General features: G+C 74.1%; 16 protein-coding genes. 14 read left to right on the top strand and 2 right to left on the bottom strand.

The features are described 5' to 3' along the window. Positions 1–63: 63 nt before the first annotated feature. Complete coding sequence (locus tag ABZU32_RS12530; RefSeq protein WP_354920929.1) at positions 64–3,705, bottom strand: AAA family ATPase; 3,642 nt, start codon at positions 3,703–3,705, stop codon at positions 64–66. A gap of 146 nt (positions 3,706–3,851) precedes the next feature. Here ABZU32_RS12530 and ABZU32_RS12525 point away from each other — a divergent pair, with 146 nt between their 5' ends. The 14 genes from ABZU32_RS12525 to ABZU32_RS12460 all read left to right on the top strand — a co-directional run bounded on the left by ABZU32_RS12525 (position 3,852) and on the right by ABZU32_RS12460 (position 19,841). Continuing rightward, positions 3,852–4,865, top strand: a complete 1,014-nt coding sequence (locus ABZU32_RS12525; RefSeq protein WP_354921012.1) for a GTPase — start codon at positions 3,852–3,854, stop codon at positions 4,863–4,865. 5 nt (positions 4,866–4,870) lie between these two features. Next, positions 4,871–5,083 carry a hypothetical protein gene (locus ABZU32_RS12520; protein WP_354846842.1) on the top strand — a complete coding sequence of 71 codons (213 nt, stop codon included), beginning with the start codon at positions 4,871–4,873 and terminating at the stop codon, positions 5,081–5,083. Between the two features lie 188 nt (positions 5,084–5,271). Continuing rightward, positions 5,272–6,462, top strand: coding sequence for a hypothetical protein (locus ABZU32_RS12515; protein ID WP_354920926.1), 1,191 nt, complete (start codon positions 5,272–5,274; stop codon positions 6,460–6,462). Beyond that, positions 6,459–8,951 carry a tetratricopeptide repeat protein gene (locus tag ABZU32_RS12510; protein WP_354920923.1) on the top strand — a complete coding sequence of 831 codons (2,493 nt, stop codon included), beginning with the start codon at positions 6,459–6,461 and terminating at the stop codon, positions 8,949–8,951. The genes ABZU32_RS12515 and ABZU32_RS12510 overlap by 4 nt, the downstream gene beginning before the upstream one ends. Further along, the gene (locus ABZU32_RS12505; RefSeq protein WP_354920920.1) at positions 8,948–9,961 is read left to right on the top strand and encodes a protein phosphatase 2C domain-containing protein; all 1,014 of its coding nucleotides are present in this window, start codon (positions 8,948–8,950) and stop codon (positions 9,959–9,961) included. Before ABZU32_RS12510 ends, ABZU32_RS12505 begins: the two co-directional genes overlap by 4 nt. Further along, positions 9,954–11,243, top strand: a complete 1,290-nt coding sequence (locus ABZU32_RS12500; protein ID WP_354846830.1) for a VWA domain-containing protein — start codon at positions 9,954–9,956, stop codon at positions 11,241–11,243. The genes ABZU32_RS12505 and ABZU32_RS12500 overlap by 8 nt, the downstream gene beginning before the upstream one ends. A gap of 2 nt (positions 11,244–11,245) precedes the next feature. Then, entirely contained in the window at positions 11,246–12,211 is a 966-nt protein-coding gene (locus ABZU32_RS12495; RefSeq protein WP_354920917.1) for an FHA domain-containing protein, read from the top strand. Between the two features lie 3 nt (positions 12,212–12,214). Beyond that, complete coding sequence (locus tag ABZU32_RS12490) at positions 12,215–13,696, top strand: hypothetical protein (protein WP_354920915.1); 1,482 nt, start codon at positions 12,215–12,217, stop codon at positions 13,694–13,696. Positions 13,697–13,709: 13 nt separating this feature from the next. Next, the gene (locus ABZU32_RS12485; protein ID WP_354920912.1) at positions 13,710–14,543 is read left to right on the top strand and encodes a glutamate ABC transporter substrate-binding protein; all 834 of its coding nucleotides are present in this window, start codon (positions 13,710–13,712) and stop codon (positions 14,541–14,543) included. 152 nt (positions 14,544–14,695) lie between these two features. Beyond that, on the top strand, positions 14,696–15,928 hold the full coding sequence (locus ABZU32_RS12480; RefSeq protein WP_354920909.1) for an amidohydrolase family protein: 1,233 nt from the start codon (positions 14,696–14,698) through the stop codon (positions 15,926–15,928). A 42-nt stretch (positions 15,929–15,970) separates the two neighbouring features. Continuing rightward, positions 15,971–16,414 carry a TIGR04076 family protein gene (locus ABZU32_RS12475; protein ID WP_354846816.1) on the top strand — a complete coding sequence of 148 codons (444 nt, stop codon included), beginning with the start codon at positions 15,971–15,973 and terminating at the stop codon, positions 16,412–16,414. A gap of 157 nt (positions 16,415–16,571) precedes the next feature. Then, positions 16,572–17,582, top strand: coding sequence for an LLM class flavin-dependent oxidoreductase (locus ABZU32_RS12470; protein ID WP_354920906.1), 1,011 nt, complete (start codon positions 16,572–16,574; stop codon positions 17,580–17,582). A gap of 326 nt (positions 17,583–17,908) precedes the next feature. Continuing rightward, a complete protein-coding gene (locus ABZU32_RS12465) occupies positions 17,909–19,276 on the top strand; it encodes an alpha/beta hydrolase fold domain-containing protein (RefSeq protein WP_354920903.1) in 1,368 nt (455 codons plus the stop codon). A gap of 289 nt (positions 19,277–19,565) precedes the next feature. Then, positions 19,566–19,841, top strand: coding sequence for an isoamylase early set domain-containing protein (locus ABZU32_RS12460; RefSeq protein WP_354846805.1), 276 nt, complete (start codon positions 19,566–19,568; stop codon positions 19,839–19,841). A gap of 148 nt (positions 19,842–19,989) precedes the next feature. Here the strand turns inward: ABZU32_RS12460 and ABZU32_RS12455 are convergent, their stop codons facing one another. Then, a complete protein-coding gene (locus ABZU32_RS12455; RefSeq protein ID WP_354920900.1) occupies positions 19,990–22,401 on the bottom strand; it encodes a germacradienol/geosmin synthase in 2,412 nt (803 codons plus the stop codon). Positions 22,402–22,517 lie beyond the last annotated feature (116 nt).

Raw genomic sequence — 22,517 nt, 5'->3', positions numbered from 1 at the left:
GTGACGGCCCTTGGGCCGGTGGCGGGGCCCATGGGCGGCCGGCGGTCGGGCTCGGGGCGCCGGTCAGGGAGTGAGCAGGGCGCGGGCCTTCGCGGCGAGGGTGGGCATGCCGAGGCGGTCGGACAGGCGCAGTGAGCGGTGCAGCAGGCGGGTGGCCTCGCCGGAGGCGTCGGAGGGGTCCAGCAGGCGCAGGGCCCTGGCGCGGTCGAGCTGGAGCCTGGCCATGTGCGGGGGAGCGGCCGACACCATGCGCGTCGCCTGGTCGAGGTGGCGCAGCGCCTCCCGGGCGTCCCCGGTGATCATCGCCAGCAGTCCGAGGAACCGCGCCGCGGGCCCGACGAGCACCGCCGGCCAGCCCGCCAGCACCATCTCGTCGGCATGGGCGGCCAGCCGGCGGCGCAGCAGGGGCACGTAGGAGGCGGGACCGTCGTCCAGCCCGCCGGGTTGACCTGGGGCCGACCTGCCGCCGCTCAGGCCGGTGAGGTCAGCCGGGGTGGACACGCCGCCGGCCGGGCCGGCGGGACGTCCGGGGAGGGGCACGCCGTCGTCCACGGCGCCGAGGTGGCCCGTGGCGGGGGCGGTCGCCGGCGGGGCGGTGGACAGGGCGTCGGCGATGAGGGCGCAGGATTCGGCGAGCATGGCCAGGGTGGACACGGCCCACCCGTGGGGCGGCAGCGCGGCCAGGCCGGAGGTGTCGCGGACGAAGGCGGACAGCCGGTCGGCGGCCTCGTCGTGCCGGCCGGTCTCGCACAGCGCGAGCACGTGCGCGGCCCGCCAGACCGGGAAGTACCCGTGCTGCTCGATCTGCCGGGTCATCCCGGAGGTGAACAGCTCCTCCAGCCTGCCCTTCTCGTACAGCAGCCAGAAGTACTGGCCCATCCAGGTCTGGCGCAGCGTCTCGCCCGGCACGGCGTGGCCGGCGGTGAGCTCCTCCACCATGCGCAGCGCCTCGCCCATGAGACGCTCCTCGGCGCGGCGGAAGTCGCCGTTCCACATGTCCATGACCGTGTCGAGCGTGCCCTGCAGCCAGGGGCCGAGCGCGCGGGGGTTGCGCGCCACGTGCCGGCGGTGGTCGTCCACCGTCCCGAGGGCGTCGCCGAGCAGCCCCAGCCTGAGCTGGTCGACGGCGAGCGCGACCAGGCCCTCGCTCTGGAAGTAGGCCGACCCGGCCTGGACGCCGGCCTCGCGGAGCCGGGCGGCGATGCCGAGCAGCTCCCTGGGGTCGGCGTGGTCGTACAGCGCCCACCGGCACTCGTTGAGCACCTCACAGCGCACCAGGCGGTCGACGTCCGCGGGCAGTTCCCGCAGGGTGGCGCGGGCGAGCTCGACGCCCTCGGGCGGCCCGTCGGGGACGGGATCGGCGGTGCTGCGGGCGACCGCCATGGTCTGCTTCTTGGCCAGGTGGGCCTTGAGCTGCAGGCGTAGCAGGGCGGCCTCGTCGCCCGGGTCGTGCTCCAGCGCCGCAAGGCTCTCGCCGATGAGGTGGATGAGCTGCCGGTCGACCTGGCCGGGGGCCGACCACCTGCGGGCCAGCCGGACGGCGGCCGCCGCGGCGAGCGTGGGCAGTCCTTCGGCGGCCTGGTGGGCCGACAGGTAGCGGCGGCCGGCCTCCTCCATGTCGCCGCCGTCGCTGAGGGCGTCCCCGAGCGTGATGAGCAGGCCGACGCGGGTGGCGGGGTCGCAGCGCAGCCGCAGGCCGTACTGGGCCCACTCCACGGAGGTCTCGACGCCGAACCCGCGCTGCTCGGCGCGGGCGGCGTCCAGGCACGCGGCGGCGGCGCGCTCCTGCGGGACGTCGGACCCGGCGGCCCGGGCGTGCTGGGCGACGCGGACGGGAAGCGCGGGATCGGCCCAGCCGCCGGAGGCCATGCGGTCGGTCAGCGACTCGAAGGCGCGGCGGTGCAGGTGGCGGGCGAGCGCCGGGTCGCGGTCGAGCTCGTCCAGGACGGCCTCGCGGGAGCGGTCGTGCGGGAAGCGCACCCGGTCGCGGCACTCCACGGCGCCGCCGGCGGCGGCGAGGGCCTGGGCGCGGTCGGCCTCGGCGGGCTCCAGGCCGAGCATGCGGGCCACCAGCGCGGTGTCGACGTCCAGGCCCAGGGCGGTGACCGCCGCGGCGGCCAGCCAGTGGAACGCGGGCCCGGCCTCGGAGCGGGGCGCGGCCAGGGTGGAGCGCAGGTCGCCGGCCTCGTTGAGGGAGCACAGCTCCAGCGGGACGCCGGAGGTGACCCGTGCGGCCCGCTCGATCTCGCCCGGCGTCGGCTCGCGCGGCCACACCCGGCCGAGCCACTGCGCCACCTCAGGCTGGGTGAGCGGTGCCACGGCGAGGGACTCCATGGCCTCCTTCCAGTGCGCGGCCTCGTCGCGGGTGGCGAGCAGGAACCCGGCCGGCACCGCGCCGAGCCCCCGCCTGACGTGCTGGAGCAGCTCCTCGGCGTACGGGCTGAGCAGGTGGGCGTTGTCGAAGGCCACCAGCAGCCCCCGCCCGGCGGCCCGGCGCACCAGGCCGGTGAGCAGGAAGGTCAGCTCACGCGGGTCGCGTTCGTGGCCGGGGCCGGCGGGAGAGCCGGGCGTGCCCGCCGACATGAGCTTGCCGAGGGTGTCGCGTTCTTGGGCGCTGATCGGCTCGGGCGGGCTGGACGGGTCGCGCCGCAGGTGCGCCCAGAGCAGGCCGGCCAGCTCGCGCCACGGCTGCAGCCCGTCCAGGTCGCGGCACATCACGGTGACGGCCTCCACCCGGGCGCGGGCCGCCAGGCGGGCGGCCTCCCTCAGCAGGCGCGTCTTGCCGATGCCGCCCGGGCCGCACAGGGCGAGCGAGGCGGGTTCGCCCGCGCGCAGGCGCTCGACCAGGCGCGACAGCTCGGTGACCTCGCGGCGGCGGCCGACCAGGACGGCCGGGCCGCCGGTACCGCCGGCCGCCTCCGCCGCGGCGGCGAGCGGGGCGCACACGTCGAAGCCGTGCTCGTGCAGCGCCAGCAGGTCCTCGGCGCGGCGCGCCGCGTCGTCGCCGGGCGCGACCCGGCGCCGCAGTTCGACGGCCCGCCGCGCGCCGGCCGGGCCGTCCTCGCGCAGGGAGGCAAGGAAGCGCAGCAGCCACACGGCCGTGGTGTCCTCGCCGCCCTCGCCGACCGGGCCCTCGGACAGGAAGGCCGCCTCGTTGTAGCGGCCCAGGCGCAGCGCGACGCGGGCGACCAGCCGCACCAGCTCCTTGCGCTGGTCCTCCAGCTTGGCGCGGTAGGTCTCGCACACCCACGGCAGCGTCCATCCGGCCGACAGCGAGGCGAACGGCGCGCCCCGCCACTCGGCGGCGGCCGCGCGCAGCTCGGGCAGCGCGCCGGCCAGGTCGCCGTCGTCGTACAGCTCGCGCCCCCGGCGCAGCCGGGCCTCGAACCTGGCGGCGTCCAGCGTCGCGGCCAGGTAGCCCGGCTCCCGCTCGACCAGCTCGTAGGCGTGCGACCACTTGGCGGGAGGGATGTCCAGGGCGCTGCCGGTCAGCGCCTGGCGCAGCCGCGACAGCGGGGGCGCCACGTCGGTGACCGGCCAGTCGGGACCCTGGCCGAGCGCCGCGGCCAGGTTGTTCTGCGGCACCGGGTTCCTGGCGGAGACGAGCATGGCCAGGGCCTTGGCCGTCTGCGGCAGTAATTTGCGCGCGGTTCCGTCGACGAGGATCGATACGTCACCGAGCAGGCGGATGTCGAAGGTCGCCACGTCTTACCGAGGCGGTCGGTTCGCGATCGTCACGTCGGCGGCCTTTCCGCAAGGTCATCGCAAGGATCGGTGGCCACGATGGGCGGGGCGGGAAATGGTCCTGAACAGTCGTCAACGCTATGACCTGAGGTGAGCCCGTGGCAAGGATGGAGCGTGTTTCCGTCGGCGCGCTCGGTGAGGAGCGGCTGGAAAAGGTCAGACAGGGAGTGCGCCGGGAGCGGGACGCCGAATCGGGCAGGCCGTTGAGCGTGGCCATAATGGGGCAGGCGGGAGTGGGGAAGTCGTCGCTGCTCAACGCGTTGTTCGGCACCCGGCTGCCGGTCGGCGACGGCAAAACGGGAACGTGTGAGCCGCGTTGCATTTCCGTCCCCGGTAATTCCGGCCATATGTTGACATTTTGGGATATGCCTGGAATGGGAGAATCGCTGGCCGCGGACCCCGGATATCACACCATGTATCGCGACCGGCTGGTCGAATCCGATGTCGTCATCTGGGCCCTCCACGCCGACAGCGCCTCCACCGCCGCCGACGCCCGATGCCTGCGCGCGCTCCTCGCCGGCGCCGACCGGCAGACCAGGGCCGAGCTGCTGGCCAAGCTGACCGTCGTGCTCACCAAGGCCGACACCCTCACCCCGCCGCCCTGGATCTTCGACATGCGCGGGTCGCACGGCGCGTTCCTGCCGAGCCCCGCGCTCGCCGACCGCCTTTCAACCAGGGCCGCCCGGTTCGAGCGCGCCTTCCTGGAACCGTGGGCCGACCTGCTGGGCGCCGCCACCTACACCACGGGCGAGTTCGCGATCGGCGACGACCGGCTCAGCTTCGACGGGCACGCCGTCCGCTACCGCGGCCACTTCTCCGCCGAGGTGTGCGAGGCCTACCGCGCCGCCCACCCCGAACACGCCGAGGTGTTCTCCCGCCTGCGCGACGACCACCGCGTCCTGCCCTGCTCGGCGCTGTTCCGCTACAACCTCGTGCGGCTGATGGCCGGCGTGGTCAACAAGCTCGGGCCGGCGGCCGTCTTCCGCTTCCAGCGGCTGCTGGGCGACGTCACCGAGCTGGCCCGGGTGCCGGTGGAGGCGATGCGCGAATACGGCAACTTCCTGGTGTGGGACGGCGTGCGCGGCGTCAAGGCGTTCGACCTCGCCCGCTTCCCCTTCTGACGCCCATGATCGACGACGCCGACATCCTGCGGGCCGTGGACGAACGGCGCCGCGAGGACGCCGAGTACGCCACGCGGCTGGACTACGCCGTCCAGTACCGCGACGAGGCCGCCATGGAGCGGCTGATCAAGGACGCGGTCTCCCGTGAGCTCGGAGCGCCGGCCGAGGTGGGATCCGACGTGGTCAGAAGCGTGTGGAACTGGCTCGTCGGCCGCTGACCGCCCTCCGCCCCGCCCTCCGTTTGGCGCCGGACGACCGCGCCGTGACACCTGCGTGACCGGTATGTGATCGAATACCCGCCTGCGCCGCCCTCCCGGACCGCACGCGCGCCCCTGAATTATGGAAAGAATGTGGATAGAGACGGACTAGTACGTCCCAGCACCGGGGGAGGCGCGGAGCGTTGGGGATGCCCGGGGCCGCCGGCCCGCCTATGAGCCTGGAGGGCGTCGACCACGCCCTGCGCCGGCGCATGGAGGAACGCGACCGCGTCGCCGGCGACATGCTCGACCTGGACGACCACCCGAGCCACCGGCTGCTCAAAGGCATGACCCCCACCGGGGAGACCGCGCGCCGATGGGACCAGGCGCAGGTCACCCTGGTCAGGCTGTGGTGGCTGTTCGACGCCTACCGCCGCGTGCTCGACCTCGCCCAGGAGGCCAGGGCCGCGGGCCGGCCCGACCTCGGCCTGCTCACCGCGCTGCTCACCGGCCCCTCGGTGGAGCTCAAGCCCGACGACGTGCCCATCGAGAAGCGCTCCCTGCTCAGGGAGAAGGGCGAGTGGATCACCCTGGACCTCGCCCTCGCCGGGATGGACGGCGCCTACCGTGAGGTCGCCGAGCTGATCGGCGCCGTGGACGCCGCGTGGAACACCCTGCTGCCCGCGCTGGACGCGGCCGACGCCGCCCGCCGGGGCGCGCGCGAGGCCGCCACCTCGCTCGGCGCGCCCGACCCCGAGCTCGACCGGCTCGACGACACCGCCGCCCGGCTGCGCGAGCGGGTCACCACCGACCCGCTCGGATCGGCCAGTCTGCTCGGCGAGCTGGAGGCGCTCGGCCGGGCCGCCGGCGCGCGCCGAGCCGAGCTGGACCAGGCCCTTCGCGTGCGCGAGGAGTTCGACGGCCGCGCCCGCCGGCTCGCGGAGCGCATCGACGCGGTCGCCGAGGCCGAACGGGAGGCGCTGCGCGTCCGCGACCTGGTCCTCACCAAGATCCAGTCGCCGTCGCTGCCCCAGATGCCCGACCAGGCGCCCACGCTGCGCGACCGGCTGGCCGCTCTGGACACCCGCGCGGGCCGCTGGCTGGAGCTGGCCGAGCGCCTGACCTCCCTCGAACGCGGCGTGGAGGAGGCGCTGGGCCACGCCACGCGCACCACCGAGTCGGTCGCCGGCCTGATCGGCCGCCGCGACGAACTGCGCGGGCGCCTGTCCGCCTACCAGGCCAAGGCGGTGCGCCTCGGGCACGCCGAGGACCTCGCCCTCGCCGGCCTGTACGGGGCGGCGCGGGACCTTCTGTGGACGGCGCCGTGCGATCTGCGGCGGGCGACCGTGGCGGTCGCCGAGTACCAGCGGGCCATCACTCGAATAGGAGCGGCCGGATGACCAGATGCACGCAACCCGGCTGCGCCGGGACGGTGGTGGACGGGTACTGCGACACATGCGGCATGGCGCCCGTTCCCGAGGCCGCGCGCTCGTCCCCGGGTTCGGCGCCCGCCCAGGCCCCGCCGCCCGGCGGTCCCGGCGCGCCGCAGAGCCCGCCCGGCGGCCACTGGGCGCCCCCGGGCGCGCCGCCGGCGCCTCCCGGGTTCGGCAACTCCGGCCACCCCGGGACCGCCTGGCCCTCCGCGTCGCCGCCCAACGCCCCCGGCATCCCCAACACCCCCGCGGGCGGCGCGGGACGCCCGGGCACGGCCTGGCCGTCCTCCGCCACGGGCGCGCCGCCCTCCGGCGTCGTCCCGGGGCCGCTGACCGCGCCCTCCGCCGGCCTGCCCCCCGTCACCATGCCCACCGGCTCGGCGCCCAGCGGCATCACCGGCTTCACCAGCGGCTCGCGCCGCACGAGCAGCCGCTCCCGCCGGGGCATGCTCGGCATGGGGCTGGTCGAGGTGCCCCCGGTGCCCTACCGCGACCCCTCGGCGGTCGTGCTCTCCGACCCGGTCGTGCCCGAGGACCGCCGATTCTGCGGCAACCCCGACTGCGGCAAGCCCGTGGGCCGCACGCGGGACGGCCGCCCGGGCCGTCCCGAGGGCTTCTGCCCGCACTGCGGCCAGCGCTTCTCCTTCACCCCCAAACTGCGCTCCGGCGACCTGGTCGCCGGCCAGTACGAGGTCAAGGGGTGCCTGGCCCACGGCGGTCTCGGCTGGATCTACCTGGCCGCCGACCGCAACCTCGACGGCCGCTGGGTGGTCATGAAGGGCCTGCTCGACACCGGGGACCTGGAGGCGCTGGCCGCCGCCGAGGCCGAGCGGCGCTACCTGACGGCGATGGACCACCCGAACATCGTCAAGATCTTCAACTTCGTGAACCACCCCGACCCGGGCACCGGGACGATGGTCGGCTACATCGTCATGGAGTACGTCGGCGGCGAGCCCCTGCAGGAGATGCTGCGCAGGAGGCTGCGGGAGTCCGACAACCGTGAGGCGCTGCCGCTGGCCCAGGTCATCGCCTACGGCCTTGAGATCCTGCGGGCCTTCGGATACCTGCACGACCGCGGCATGCTCTACTGCGACCTCAAACCGGCCAACGTCATCCAGGTCGAGGAACAGCTCAAGCTCATCGACCTCGGCGCCGTGCGGCGGGTGGACGACGCCGACAGCGCCATCTACGGCACCATCGGCTACCAGGCGCCCGAGATCGCCTCCCACGGCCCCTCCGTCGCCTCCGACCTGTACACCGTGGGCCGCACGCTCGCGGTGCTGGCCTTCCCCTTCAGCCCGACCAGCGGCGGCAAGAGCGCCCCGCTGCCCGACATGGGCCCCCGCCAGGAGTCCTTCCAGCGCTTCCTGCGGCGAGCGGCCGACCCCGACCCCGGCAGGCGGTTCCAGAGCGCGGCCGAGATGTCCGACCAGCTCGTCGGCGTCTTACGCGAGGTCAGGGCCATCGAGGACGGCACGCCGCACCCGGCGCAGTCGGGGGTGTTCGGCCCCGAGCGGGCCGCCGTGGGCACCGAGCTCGCCCCGGCCACCACCGGGCGGGCCTTCCCGGCGCTCGACCCCGCCGACGCCGCCTCCGCGCTCCCTGTGCCGCTGGTCGACCCGCTCGACCCGGCCGCCGGCCTGCTCGCCGGCCTCACCGCCGGCAACCCCGAGGAGCTGATCGGCCTGCTGGAGTCCGCGCCGCCCACCCCCGAGACCAGGCTCGCGCTGATCAGGGTGATGAGCGAGCAGGGCCGCCCGGTGCCCGACGAGCTGTACGCGGCCGTGGCCAGGGACCTGCCCGGCGACTGGCGGCTGTGGTGGTACCGCGGCGTCGCCGCGCTGGCCGCCGGGGACGCCGGCGGCGCCGCGCAGTTCTTCGACGGCATCTACTCGTGGTTCCCCGGAGAGGTGGCGCCCCGGCTGGCCCTGGCGTTCGCCCTGGAGCACCTCGGCGCCCTCGCCGACGCCGAACGGCACTACGCCGCCATCTGGCAGACCGACCGCTCCTACGTCAGCGCCTGCTTCGCCCAGGCGCGCATCCGGCTGGCCGCCGGCGATCCGCAGGGGGCGATCCGCGTGCTCGACCAGATGCCGCCCACCTCCATCCACCGCACCGCCGCCCAGGTGGCGGCCGTCGCGGTGGTGGTGCGCGGCCAGGCTCCCGCCGAGCCCGAGCTGGTCGCCGCCGGGGACCGGCTGCGCGGCCTGAAGCTCGACGCGCGCGACCGCGCCGGGCTGGCCTCGGAGGTGCTCGAGAGCGCGCTCGCCCGGTTCGTCACCGGGCAGGCGGTGCCCGGCAACGGGACGCTGCTCGGCACCCCGCTCAGCGAGCAGGGCGTGCGCGGCGAGCTCGAACGGGTCTACCGGTCCCTGGCCCGCTCGGCGGGGTCCACCGAGGAACGCCACGCCCTCATCGGCAGGGCCAACGCCGTGCGGCCGAGGACGATGTGGTGAGCGGCCCGGAGACGAGCGGGGCAGAGGTGAGCGGCTCCTGCCCCGTGTGCGGCACCCACGTCCTGCCCGGTGAGGCGTTCTGCGAGCAGTGCGGGCACGACCTGTCCGCGGCCGCGCGGGTCTCCGCGCGGCCGGCCTCGCCGGGCTCGGCGCCAGGTGCCCCGCGGGGCTCGGCGCCGTCCTCGGGGAGGGCCTGCACCGTATGCGGGTCGGCCGCCATCGGGTCCGACGGCTACTGCGAGAACTGCGGCATGCTCCAGCCCACCGGCCGCGACCACGTGGAGATGGAGCTCGGCCCGATGGCCGGCGTCAGCGACCGCGGCCTGCGGCACAGCCGCAACGAGGACGCCATGGCGCTGCTCACGGCCGGCGAGGACGCCGTCGTCGCGGTCGTGTGCGACGGGGTGTCCACCTCGCCGCGCCCCGACGAGGCCTCCCAGGCGGCCGCCGACATCGCGGCGGTCACCATCGCCAAGCGCCTGGCCGAGGGAGAGGGCCCCGAGACGGCCACCCGCGAGGCCGTGCGGCTGGCCGCCGACACCGTCGCCTCCGCCGCCCGGCCGGGGGAGGACTCGCCCGCCTGCACGCTGGTGTCCGCGGTGGTCGAGCGGCGGCGGGTCACCGTCGGATGGGTGGGCGACAGCCGCGCGTACTGGCTGGGGGAGCAGTCGTCGCTGCTGACCACCGACGACGCCACCCCGGGCACCCACATGCTCACCGCCTGGCTCGGCGCCGACGCGGGAGAGGTCGTGCCGCACGTCAGGACCTTCACCACCGACGGTCCCGGCGTGGTGCTGCTGTGCAGCGACGGCCTGTGGAACTACTACCCCGAGCCGGAGGCGCTGGCCGCCACGGCCCTGAGCGGCCCCTCTCTGGCGGTGGCGCGGCGGCTCGTGCGGCTGGCCAACGAGGCCGGGGGTCACGACAACATCACCGTCGCGGTGATCCCGTTCGGACAGGGGGAGCGGGGCGAGACGACGGTGGCATTCCCGAAGGAGACAAGTGACTGACTTCAGCGTCCGTGTGGACCAGAACAAGTACCTGCCCGCGGGGAGCCAGGAGGTCCACGGCATCATCACGGTCGAGGCGAGCGGCCCGGTGGACCGGGCGCCCGTCGCCGAGGCGGCCGAGGTGATCATCGTCGACACTTCGGGCTCCATGGCGTACGGCAAGATCACCGATGCCCGCAAGGCCGCGCAGGCCGCCATCGACACCCTGCGCGACGGGGTGTACTTCGCGGTGATCTCCGGCGACCACCAGGCCGAGGTCGTCTTCCCGCCCAACGGGCAGCTCGCGCCCGCCACCCCGCAGAGCCGGCAGGCCGCCAAGGACGCCGTCGCCCAGCTCCGAGCCGACGGCGGCACGGCCATGGGCCGCTGGCTGCGCCGCGCCGCCGACCTGTTCAGCGCCCACCAGATGAGCCACCCGGGCGCGATCCGGCACGCCATCCTGCTCACCGACGGCAAGAACGAGCACGAGCCCGCCCCCGAGTTCGACGCCAACCTCGCCTACTGCGCCGGCAAGTTCGTCTGCGACTGCCGCGGCGTCGGCACCGACTGGGTGGTGGCCGAGGTCCGCAGGATCGGCTCCACCCTGCTCGGCAGCGTGATGGACGTGCGCAGGCCCGAGGAGCTGGAGGCCGACTTCCGCGCCATGACCGAGGCCGCCATGGGCAAGACCGTCGCCGACGTCGCGCTGCGCGTGTGGACGCCCCGGGCGGCGACCCTCAACTTCGTCAAGCAGGTGTCCCCGACCCTCGAGGACCTGACCGGCCGCCGCACGGAGGTCGACGCGCTCACCGGCGACTACCCGACCGGCTCCTGGGGCGGGGAGACCCGCGAGTACCACGTCAGCGTGCGCGTGCCGGCCGGCAACGTCGGCCAGGAGATGCGCGCCGGCCTGGTCAAGCTGGTGGTGCCCGACACCGGGGAGGTGCTGGCCGGCGGCAACATCCTGGCGCAGTGGAGCGACGACCCGGTCCAGTCCACGCGCATCAACCCCAGGGTCGCCCACTACACCGGCCAGCAGGAGCTCGCCTCGCTGATCCAGGAGGGCCTGCAGGCCCGCAACGAGGGCGACCTGGACACCGCGACCGCCCGGCTCGGCAGGGCGCGCGGCATCGCCCAGCAGGCCGGCAACGAGGAGACCGCCAAACTGCTCGACAAGGTCATCGACGTCGACCCCGAGACGGGAACCGCCCGCCTCAAGCGCGTCGTTGACAAGGCGGACGAGATCGCGCTCGACACCCGCTCCGTCCGAACCGTCCGCATGCGCAAGGACCCGGAGAACTGAGGATGGCCATCTGCCCTGTGGGGCACGACTCCGCCGACGAGGAATACTGCGACATCTGCGGCGCGCTGATGTCGGGAAGCCCGGCGCCGGCCGCCTCCGGGGCGCCCGCGGGCCCGGCCTCCGGCGCGGCGTCCCCCGGGGCCGCGGCCGGGCAGGGCGGCGCGGCGACCGGCGACTGCCCCGACTGCGGGGCCGAGCGCACCGGCCGGTTCTGCGAGACCTGCGGGTACGACTTCGTGCTCGGCGGCGGCGCGTCGTCCCGGTCCGCCGCCCCGCCGCAACCGGCCACGCAGACCGGCACGGGCGCCGCCGCCGCGCCCGCCCAGCCGTGGCAGCCGGCGCAGCCGGTGCGGGGCCCCCAACAGGCGGCCCCGTCCTGGCAGCCGTCCCAGCCGGTGCAGGCGGCCCCGTCCTGGCAGCCGTCGCAGCCCGTGCAGCCCTCGTCGCGGTCCTCGTCGTGGCAGCCGTCGCCGCCCGCGCCGCAGGGCGCGAACGGCCCGGCCGGCGCGAACGGCCCGGCGACCGGCCAGGCGGCGACCGGCGGCACGGCGCAGGGCCGCCCCGCTCGGGCGGGCTGGGTGGCGGTGGTCGCCGCCGACCGCGCGCACTACGAGGCCATGATCGGCCAAGGCGGCCCGGACGCCGCGCGGGTCGCCTTCCCGCCCTACTGTCCCGAGCGCACCCTGCCTCTCGCCGGTCCCGAGATGCGCATCGGGCGGCGCAGCCAGTCCCGGTCGCTGGTTCCCGAGATCGACCTGTCCGGGCCGCCGGAGGACCCCGGCGTCTCCCACCTGCACGCCGTGCTGCTGGCCCAGCCTGACGGCTCCTGGCAGCTCGTCGACCCCGGCTCGGCGAACGGCACCCTGGTCAACGGCGAGCTCCTGGAGGTCAACGTGCCGGTCCCGATCGCCGACGGCGACCGCGTGCACGTCGGAGCCTGGACGCTCATCACCGTGCGGAGGGCCTGAGCCATGACACTTCCCGCCCCGGCCCAGGCCCCGCCGCCCGCCGCCCCCGCGCCGGGCGGCGCCACGGCCGCCGTGCCCGCCGTGCCGGCGGCCGGCCCGGCCGCCGGCACCCCGGCGCTGCGCCGCCTGCTGCGGGTGCGCACCGTCCCCGGGTGGATCCGCCTGCTGACCGGGCTCGCCGTCGCCGCCGTCCTGCTGGTCTTCGCGACCGTCAGCATCGGAGTCGGCCACGCCAGGGACGGCCTGCGCGTCATCGGCCACACCGCCGGCCCGCAGGTCGTCACCACCGCCGACCTGTACTTCGCGCTCAGCGACATGGACGCACAGGTCGCCTCCGTGCTGCTCACCGGCCGCGAGTCCGCCCTCGGGCCCGGCCGCCAGACCATGCTCGACCGCTACGACGAGCGCCGCTCGCAGGCCGACCGCGCCGTGCTGCAGGCGGCCGACCTCGCCAGCGGCGACGCCACCGAGCAGATGACCGTGCAGGCCCTGCTGGACGGGCTCGGCCGTTACGAGCGGCTGGCCGCCCGCGCGCTGCTGCTGGACGAGCAGTCCGGCCACGCCGCCGGGCCGCCGCCCCAGGCCGTCCTGGACGTCTACCGCCAGGCGACCGACCTCATGCGGCTGGACCTGCTGCCCAAGGCCTACAACCTGACCCTGGACAGCGGCACCATCGTCCGGCACGCCTACCTGGCCGAGCTGTCGGCCGTCCAGCAGGGGCGCATCTGGGTGGGCGTCGCCGGAGGGCTGGCGCTGCTGGCGCTCATCGTGCTGCAGGTCTATCTGAGCCGCGGCTTCCGCCGCACGTTCAACGTGCCCGCGCTGGTGGCCACCGTCGTGGTCGCCGCGCTGACCGTGGCCGCGTTCGCCGTCCTCCAGCACGAGGGCGACGTGCTGCGCGACGCCAAGGAGGACGGCTTCAACTCCGTCCTCGCGCTCTCGCGGGCCCGCGCCATCGGCAACACGCTGCACGGCGACGAGAGCCGCTACCTGCTCGACCCCGAACGCGCCGACACCTACGAGCAGGTGTACCTGGACAAGTCGCAGGCCGTCCTCTACGTCCCGGCCGGCAACCTCGACAAGTACTACGCCGCGGTGAACGACCGCGTCTCCGGCGGCAAGAAGGACTTCCTCGGGTTCTTCGGGGCGGAGGCCGCGGGCCTGTCCCTGGCCCCGCAGCGGCCGGCGTTCGACCAGGTCCTCCAGCGCTACCAGGCCTTCCAGCACAACGACCAGCGCATCCGGCAGCTCGCCACGTCCGGCTCGCGGCGCGCGGCGGTCGGCCAGGCCATGGGCCCGGCCTTCGCCTCCTACGACGACGCCCTGGTCAAGCTCACCGCGCTGCACCGCCAGGCGTTCGAGTCGGCGGTGCGCGAGGGCGACGGGGCGCTCGGCGGGTGGAACTGGGTGCCTCCCGCGGCCGCCCTGGCCGCCATCCTGATGGTCCTCATCGGTGTCCGGCCCCGGCTCGCCGAGTACCGCTGAAGGGAACCCCTTGATGGTCACGCTCACTTCCACGCGCGCGCACGGCGGGTTCCGCCGCGCCGCCGCCGCGCTGGCGGCCGTGGCGGCGCTCGTCCCGCTGGCCGCCTCCTGCGCGGCAGGCACCTCCATCCTCGACAAGGACTCCCTGGTGATCGGGGTGAAGGCCGACCAGCCGAACCTCGGGGTCAAGGGCGCCGGGGGCGCCTACTCGGGGTTCGACGTCGACGTCGCCACCTACGTCGCCCGCAAGCTCGGCAAGCAGGTGCGGTTCGTCACCGCGCCGTCCGCCCAGCGCGAGAACATGATCACGAATCTGGCGGTCGACCTGGTCGTCGCCACCTACTCCATCACCGCCGAGCGCAAGACCAAGGTGTCCTTCGGCGGCCCGTACTACGTGGCGCACCAGGACACGCTGGTGCGGGCCGACCAGAGCGGCGTGGACAACGTGCGCGACCTGCGCGACCGCAAGCTGTGCCAGGTGACCGGGTCCAACTCCTGGCGCCGGGTCAAGGAGGAGCGCAAGATCCCCGTGACGCTGGTGCCCTCGGCCTCCTACAGCGAGTGCGTCGAGGACCTGCGCGCGGGCAAGGTGGACGCCGTCTCGACCGACGACCTGATCCTGACCGGGTTCGCCACCTCCGGCACCAAGATCGTCAACGCGCCGTTCAGTGACGAGCGGTACGGCATCGGCATCCGCACCGGCGACATCGACGGCTGCGAGGCGGTCAACAAGGCGATCACCGAGATGTACCAGGACGGCACGGCCAAGCGGCTGCTGCAGAAGTGGTTCGCCAAGTCGGGGCTGGCCCTGACCTTCACCGTCCCGCAGTTCGAGGGCTGCGGCTGAGACCGGCCACAGGTCTCTGAAATTTCATGAACGTCGGGACCGAAAAAGTGAGGTGAACTCGGTTTTTACGGGTCGGGCCGCTATATTACCGAGTGAACAGGCTGTGCTCTTGTTCATGAACAGCGGTTCCTCTCATGGATCGAGGCCGGCCGATGGGCGAGGTGGTCATCGTCAACTGCACCGTCGTGCACGGGCGGGCGGCGGGCGGTGCCGAGGCCCTGCCCGATGCGGCGGTGCACGTCCGCGGTGAGCGCGTCCTCGCCGTCGGGTCCCGCGCGCAGATCCTGCGCGGCATCCCCGGCGTGCCCGTCCTCGACCTCGACGGCGCCTACCTCACCCCCGGCCTGATCAACATGCACACCCACCTGTCGCTGTCGCTGCCGGGCCAGGGAGGCGACGACGTCAAGGGCATGGGACCGCACGACCTGGCCCTGTACATGGCCGACGGCGCCCGCCGCACCCTCGCGTGCGGGGTGACGACGGTGCGCTGCGTCGCCGAAAAGGACCACGCCGACTTCGCCCTGCGCCGGGCCATCGAAGCAGGCCGCGCGACCGGGCCGCGCGTCTACACCGCCGGGCGGGCCCTGGTGTGCACCGGCGGCCACGGGCACGAGGGCGGCGACACCCTCGAGTGCGACGGGCCCGACGCCTTCCGCCGCGGCGTGCGCAGCCAGATCAAGGCCGGCGCCGACCTCATCAAGGTCATGATCTCCGGCGGCATCGCCGGTGAGCACGAGCGCATCGACACCCCCCAGCTGTTCGCCGACGAGATGGCCGCGGTGCTCGACACGGCGCACGCCTGGGGCCGCAAGGTCACCGCGCACGCCGGCCCGGCAGCCGTCATCGCCCAGGCCGTCGAGCTCGGGCTGGACTGCGTCGAGCACGGCTACGAACTGACCCCCGCCGTCGCCGCCGCCATGGCCGCCTGCGGCACCGCACTGGTCCCCACACTGCTCGTCACGCGGTGCAAGGAGTTCTTCGACGAGCTCGGCGTCCCCGAATGGATGCAGTGCCGCGCGCTGGCCGCCGGACCCCGCCACCTGGACAGCTACGCCATGGCCCTCGCGGCCGGCGTGACCGTCATGCTCGGCAGCGACATGCCCCCGTTCTGGCCGTTCGAGGGCACCAACGCCACGGTCAGGGAGCTGGAGCACATGTCCGAGGCCGGTCTCGGCCCGGCCGGCGCGCTGCGGGCCGCCACGCTCGAACCGGCCCGCTGGCTCGGCGCCGACGACGACCTCGGCACCGTCGAGCCCGGCCGGTACGCCGACCTCATCGCGATGGACGACGACCCCCTGACCACCGCCTCGGCGTTCCGGGGCGTCCACTGGGTGATGAAAGGCGGCCGGATAGTCCGCGACGACCGCGCGACGGTCCACCCCTGATGAGCCGCGTCCCTCACCCCCGCGCGTCCTGGAGTCCTCCACATGAATGACCAGCTCCCCGCCGATGGCGACGACGCGCCCCCGGACGAGACGCCCGGCGCGGCACCCGAGGGGTTCATCACTGCGCCCGAGGAGCTCGGCGTGGCGCCCGATGGGCCTGACGGGGCGGCAGAGGGCGATATGGAGCTGTACGACCTGCGGGTCGTGGTCGACCGCATCGACGGCAGATCGGTCTGCGGCATGCGAGTGGGCGACCGTTTCGACCTCGAACAGAGCGCGCACCTGCGTCTGCCCGACGGCGCGCACTTCTGCGTCTACGCGCTGGCCGCGGTGCTGCCCTTCCTCGCCGCCAAGCAGCGCGACCTCGCCGCCGGGGACTGGCTGGCGAAGGACACGCTGTTCGCCTGCCCCGATCCCGAGGAACGCCTGGTGATGCGCGTCGAACGAACCCGCCGCCGCCGCATGAACTCCGCGGACCTGACCTGAACCGCCCGAAGGCGCGAGCGCGTCCCGGCGGCGCTGCGCGTCGCGGCGGCGGTGCGCGTCGCGGCGGCGGTGCGCGTCGCGGTGGCGGCCCCGTGCACGGCGCATGGTTTCGGAGGAGACACGGCGCACGGTCCTGGAGGAGAAGGGAGAGGTTGCCATGAGACCCGCCGAGATCGGCCTCGGGTTGCAGAGTGACAAACGGCCGGGCGACTACGCGCGTCTGGCGCGCGTGGCCGAGGAGCACGGGTTCGACGTGCTGAGCGTGTTCGGCGACCTGATGTACCAGCCCCCGCTGTACCCGCTGCTGGAGATGGCGGCGGCCACCCGGCGCGTGCGGCTCGGTCCCGCCTGCCTCAATCCTTACTCCCTGGCCCCCTACGAGATCGCCGGCCAGATCGCCGCCCTGGACCTCGCCTCGGCCGGCCGTGCCTATCTCGGCCTGGCCCGGGGCACCTGGCTCGGCGCGGTCGGCATCGCCCAGCCCCGGCCGCTGACCGCCCTCGCCGAGGCCGCCGAGGTGGTCTACCGGCTGCTCGGCGGCGACGACACCGGGTACGAGGGCGAGGTGTTCCGCCTGGAGGCGGGTACGCTCCTGCGCTACCCCGTCCAGCGGGCACGGCCGCCGCTCCTGCTCGGCACCTGGGGACCGAAGGGCGCCGCGCTGGCCGGGCGCATCGCGGAGGAGATCAAGGTAGGCGGCAGCGCCAACCCGGCGATGGTGCCCGTGATCCGCGACCGGGTGCGCGCCGGCGCCGAGGCGGCCGGACGCGACCCCGGCGAGGTCGGTGTCGTGCTCGGCGCGGTCACCGTCGTGGACACCGACGGCGCCGCCGCCCGGGCCAGAGCCCGCACCGAGGTCGCCATGTACCTGGCCGTGGTGGCGGACCTGGACCCGACCGCCGAGATCCCCGACGACCTGCTCGTCCGAGTGCGAGACCTGGTCGCGGCGGGGGAGGACCGGGCGGCCGGCGAACTGATCCCGGACGACATCCTCGATCTGTTCGCCTTCTCCGGCACGCCCGAGCAGGTGGCGGCCCAGGCCCAGTCGCTGCTCGACGCCGGCGCGCACAGGGTCGAGTTCGGCACCCCCCACGGCCTCGACGACGAGCAAGGCATCCGCCTCCTCGGCGCCGAAGTCCTCCCCCTCCTCAACCGCTCCCCGCTCTGACCAGCACCCGACCCCGACACGCCTTCCCTGAGAAAACGGTGGAGGTCCTCAATGACTGTTCCGCTGTGTCACTCGGAGTCGCGCCACGGCTGTCCCGGCGGCGGACCTGGTGAGCGCTGGAACGAACTCGCCGACGTTGCCATCGTGCTCCACCCGGAGCGCCGTTCGAACCGACCGGCGACCATCGAACGGGGAAGAACCGTGGTGTTCCTCATCGACGCGATCACCGGACGACCGGCCGTCGGTGGGAGGGACCGCCTCGATAGGCTGGGCACGGTCCGGGCGGCCACTCGCCGGGCCTTCGGGGGCTGTGGGGAGGCCGGCGCGTGCGCGTGCACATTCTGATCGGGCCGGGCGTCCTGGCGGACGCCGGGCTGCTGGAGGACATGGCGGCGCGGGAGTTCGCCGCGCTCGGTGTCGAGGGGCGCCTGGTGGTCGCGGCCGACGTCGCCTCTTTCCGTGCCGAGTTGGACGCCACGGGCGACGATCAGGCCGTCGTCGCGATGCCCGGCCCTGATCCGGACGCCCGGCGGCTCATCGACGCTCCACCGGCATGCTCCCCTCGGACGGTGTGGCTCGATCTCGCCCGCGTGGGCCCGCTTCAGGCCGCCGGCGGGGCCGCTCACCTTCAGGGCCGGGGAGTGTGGGGTCTGACATGGGCCATCCGCCACGCCGTGCACCGGCTTCGGACGCCGGCCGTTCGCATCCCGTACGGGGACCATCCCGACCAGTGGGGAGAACTTCGGCTACCGTCCTCCGTGGCCGGTCCGGCACCTTGGCCCGCGGACACCGGCGTCCCCTCCGCCGGCGGGTCGCTGTCGTCTTCCATGCACGCGGCCATCTCCGCCGCCGACGGGTCGCCATCGTCGTCCATGGGCTCCGTGGGCCGGTCCGCCGGGGGGCTGCCGCCGGTGGCGGTGCTGGTGCATGGGGGGTACTGGAGGTCCATCTGGCAGGCCGACCTGATGGACGCGCTCGCGATCGACCTCGCCCGCCGGGGGTACGCCACGTGGAACCTGGAGTATCGCCGACCTGACCTGCACGGATGGGACGCCACCACGCGGGACGTGGCGAGCGGGCTGGCGGCGCTGACGGCGCTCGGCGTCCCGCTGGACCTCGACCGCGTCGTGGTCCTCGGCCACTCGGCCGGCGGCCAGCTCGCCCTACGCCTCGCGGCCGACGCGGCCCGATCCGCCCCACCCGGCCAGGCGGCTCCCGGCCGGCCCGGCATGGACATGCCGGATGTGCCAGACCTGGACATGGCAGAACCGGTCCCAGGGAAGCGGGGCGTGGGGGAGTGGGCGGTAGGCAGGGGGGCACGGGAACCGCGGGTGGCGTTCGCCGTGTCGCTGGCCGGGGTGCTTGACCTGGTGGAGGCGGACCGGCGGCGCATGGGCGTCGGAGCGGTCGCCGCCGCGCTCGGCGGGGACGCGCACGAGTTGCCCGAGGTATACGCCGCCGCGAGCCCGCTGGCCCGGCTGCCGCTGGGTGTGCCGCACCTTGTCGTCCAGGGAACCGACGACGATCCCGACCTGGTGGACATCGGCCGCAGGTACGCGCGCGCGGCCGGCCCGGAGGCCGTCCACGTCGAACGGCCGGGCGACCACTTCGCCGTCATCGACCCCGACGCCCCCATCTGGCACGCCGTGGCAGACCATCTCGCCGACCATCTGCCCGCCCGAACCCGGCCCTGAGACCGTTTCGCGATGACCGATCCTGGCTTGGCCCGGTCATCGACGACCGGCCCTGCCGTAGGAAGGTTCGTGGCCATCGCTCCCTGCATGAGGACGGTTGGCCGTGGATGGTCACGTTGCTTGTGGGTTCGGGGTCGGTGGGGCGGTTGTGAGGGTGCCGCGCACGGCCGGGTGGAGGGGGAGAGTGCGGGGATCTGAGGGTGAACAGTGTGTTACGTGCGGCGTGTCCGTGTGATGAGGGTGTGGGGGTGCGCCAAGCTGGGGGTGTCACAACCCGGAGGACCCCCCGATGCTCAAGCGCAACCTGCTTTTCGGCCGTAAGACCCGCGTCACCTTCTGCCTGCCCGCCGACCGGCCCTACGGCGTGGTCAGCGTCGTCGGCGACTTCAACGACTGGTGCCCGGGGCGTCACGAGCTGCGCCGCCGCCACAACGGCCTGCGCACCGTCTCGGTGATCCTGCCCCAGGGCGTTCACCGGTTCCGCTACCTGGCGACCGCCGGCCTGTGGTTCGACGACGAGACCGCCGACCAGATCGACCACCACGGCAGCCTGATCCATCTGTGACCCCGTGCCGGGCGGTTCTCCATGAACCGCCCGGCCATGCACCATGACCTACCGCCGTGACCTGCCCGATGGTCCCTCACGACTCGCCCGGCGGTTCACGCGGCTCGCGGGGTGGTGATGACGGTGCCGGGTGTCGTGGTCGCCGTGGTCAGCGGTCGGGGGCCGTTTCCGGTGGTCCCTGTGGGGTGAGGCGTGCCGCCGAGGTGCCGAGGCCGGTGGGGGGCATGGCCCGCCATACCTCTGGGGCGGACGGCTGGGGAGCGCCGGCGGTGACCCGCGCGGGAGCGGCGGTGACGAAGGCATGCGATGGGGCGGCGGTGAGGAGGGCATGCGTCGGGGAAGCGGTGAGGGAGGCACCCGTGAGGGGTGCGGCGAAGGGGGCGGGCGAGCGGGGCGCGGTGGCGGAGCCGTGGGTGCGTAGTTCGGCTTCGGTGTAGCGGGCGCAGCGGCGGTGCCATTCGAGGATGCCGGACATCCAGTCTTTGAGGGACTCGGTGTGCTCGACGAGGATCTGCCGCGCCCGCTCGCCGAGGGCGAGGTCGTCCAGCAGGGCGGGCAGGTCGTGGGCGACGATGTGCTCGAACTGCCGCATGCGCGCCGTCATCAGGTCGGCCACGATGTCGCGGGCCCGGCAGCGGTCGACGCCGAGGAAGCGCTCGACCACCAGCACCATGTTGTGGACCTCCCCCTCGAACTCGATCTCCTTCTGGTAGGAGAACAGGTCGTTGGTGAAGCAGGCGTAGTCTTGGGCGGCGGTGTCCAGCTCGCGCAGCACGCGTGTCTGGTACACCTCGTCGGGCACGACGTCGATGTGGGCGAGCCGGGCCAGGCTCATCGTCATGTCCGAGCCGAAGGTCTTGCGGCGCATCTCGACGTAGTCGATCGGGTCGGGGACGCGGTTCAGGGCCTGGTTGCCCACCTCCCACACCCAGCTGGCGGTCATGTCCTCCACCGCGGCGCGCAACCGCCGCCGCCCGCGCGCGTCCATGCCGGAGGCGGTGCGCCGCCACAGGTCGCCCAGACCGCGCTCGAGCGCGCCGGACGGCTCAGGGGTCTCGCTCATGTCCACCGGCATGAACGACCCGAGCCGCTCGTGGCAGAGCCGCGCCGCCGGCAGGTCGCGGGGGACGCCGAAGACCAGGGGGAAGTAGTCGTCACCGTAGGTGCCCCAGGCCAGCCAGTCGGACGACAGGCAGACCTGCTCCAGCGTGCCGTCGGCGTGGATCATTGCCGCGCAGTGCGCGAAGTCGAAGCCGAGGAAGCGCCGCTCGTCCCACAGCGCGCCGGCGGAGATGCCGGGGAGGGAGTCGAACATGCCCATGCGCCGCGCCCAGTCGGCCCCGTGGCGCCGCGCGGCCTCCAGATGTGGGTTCGTGCGGAACGCGAACGGCATGTGGAAGGCGGGCAGGTCAAGGTGCCCCACGGGGCGCAACGGCGGAGACAGGTGCTGGCGGGAGCGCAGGTCGGCGCCGAGTCGCAGCGTGGGCAGCAGCGACCACACCGCCGAGGTGCCGAGCCCGGACGGGCCGGGGGGGACGCCGGGGACCGGGCCGCCGGCGGCGCCCTCATTCATGTAGCGGCTGGAGCGGGCGTGCCACTCGTGGCCGCCGGACTGCCAATCTTGCAGGCCCTTGACGTAGGCGGCGACCGCGGCCTGCTCGTGGGCGGGCGCCGCCCGCTCGGCGAGCAGGGAGGGCACCTCGGTCAGCGCGGTGGTCTCGAACTGCTGGAGCCGGGAGGTCAGCAGGTCGTTGACCAGTTCGGCGGCCTCCTGCGTGGGGCAGTCGAAGAAGCGCTCGAAGACCAGCACCGCGTTGGAGTTCTCGCCCTCCTCCTGAACCTCGCGCTGGTAGGAGAACAGGTCGTTGCGCAGGTGCACCGCGTCGGAGAAGGTGTCGGACAGGACCTTCATCGGCCGGGTGCCGGCGAGGTGGGCGGGGATCTCGGCCCGCGCGGCGTACTCCACCAGGTCGGCCGACCAGGGCGCCCCGCCGACCCTGCGCCGCATCTGGACGTACTCGATGGGGTTGGCGACGCGGCCCAGCTCGATGTTGTTCAGCTCCCACATGGACTCGACCATCAGGTTGTGGGTGCTGGTGGTGAAGCGCCGCCGCCAGTCGGGCGACATGGCCGGCACCGTGCGCGCCCAAAGATCCTTCAGCCCGGCCTCGGCGGGGTCGGCCGGCTCGGGCGGCGTCTCGCCCTCGGCGGTCATGAACAGCTCGAGGCGGTCGAGGTGGGCCTTGGCGCCCGCCAGGTCGCGGGAGTGCTTGAACAGTTCGAGGAAGTGGTCGTCGAAGAAGAACACCCAGACGTACCAGTCGGTGATGAGGTCGAGCGTCGCGCCGTCGCAGTCGGGGTGGGTGTAGGCGCACATCAGCGCGTAATCCATCTGGGCGAGCGCGGCCTCGTCCCAGATGAGGCCGCCGCCGGGCCGCGGCGCGTCGAGCATGCCCATGCCGCGCGCCCAGGCGGTGCTGTGGGCGCGGGAGCGCTCGAGGTGCGGGTTCAGCCGGGCGGGATACGGCATGTAGAAATCGGGCAGTGTGAAAGCCTGCATGAGCCTGCCTAAGTCTCGTGAGCCGACCATGACCGTGCGCTTACCGTGACCTTACCATCGCGGAGGGTCACGATGTCATCGCGCGAGCCGGCCGGTACGGCGGCGGGCCAGGCACC

The sequence above is a fragment of the Sphaerisporangium sp. NPDC005288 genome (assembly GCF_040607475.1).
Taxonomy (GTDB): domain Bacteria; phylum Actinomycetota; class Actinomycetes; order Streptosporangiales; family Streptosporangiaceae; genus Sphaerisporangium; species Sphaerisporangium rhizosphaerae.
This window is presented reverse-complemented; position numbering and strand designations above follow the sequence as displayed.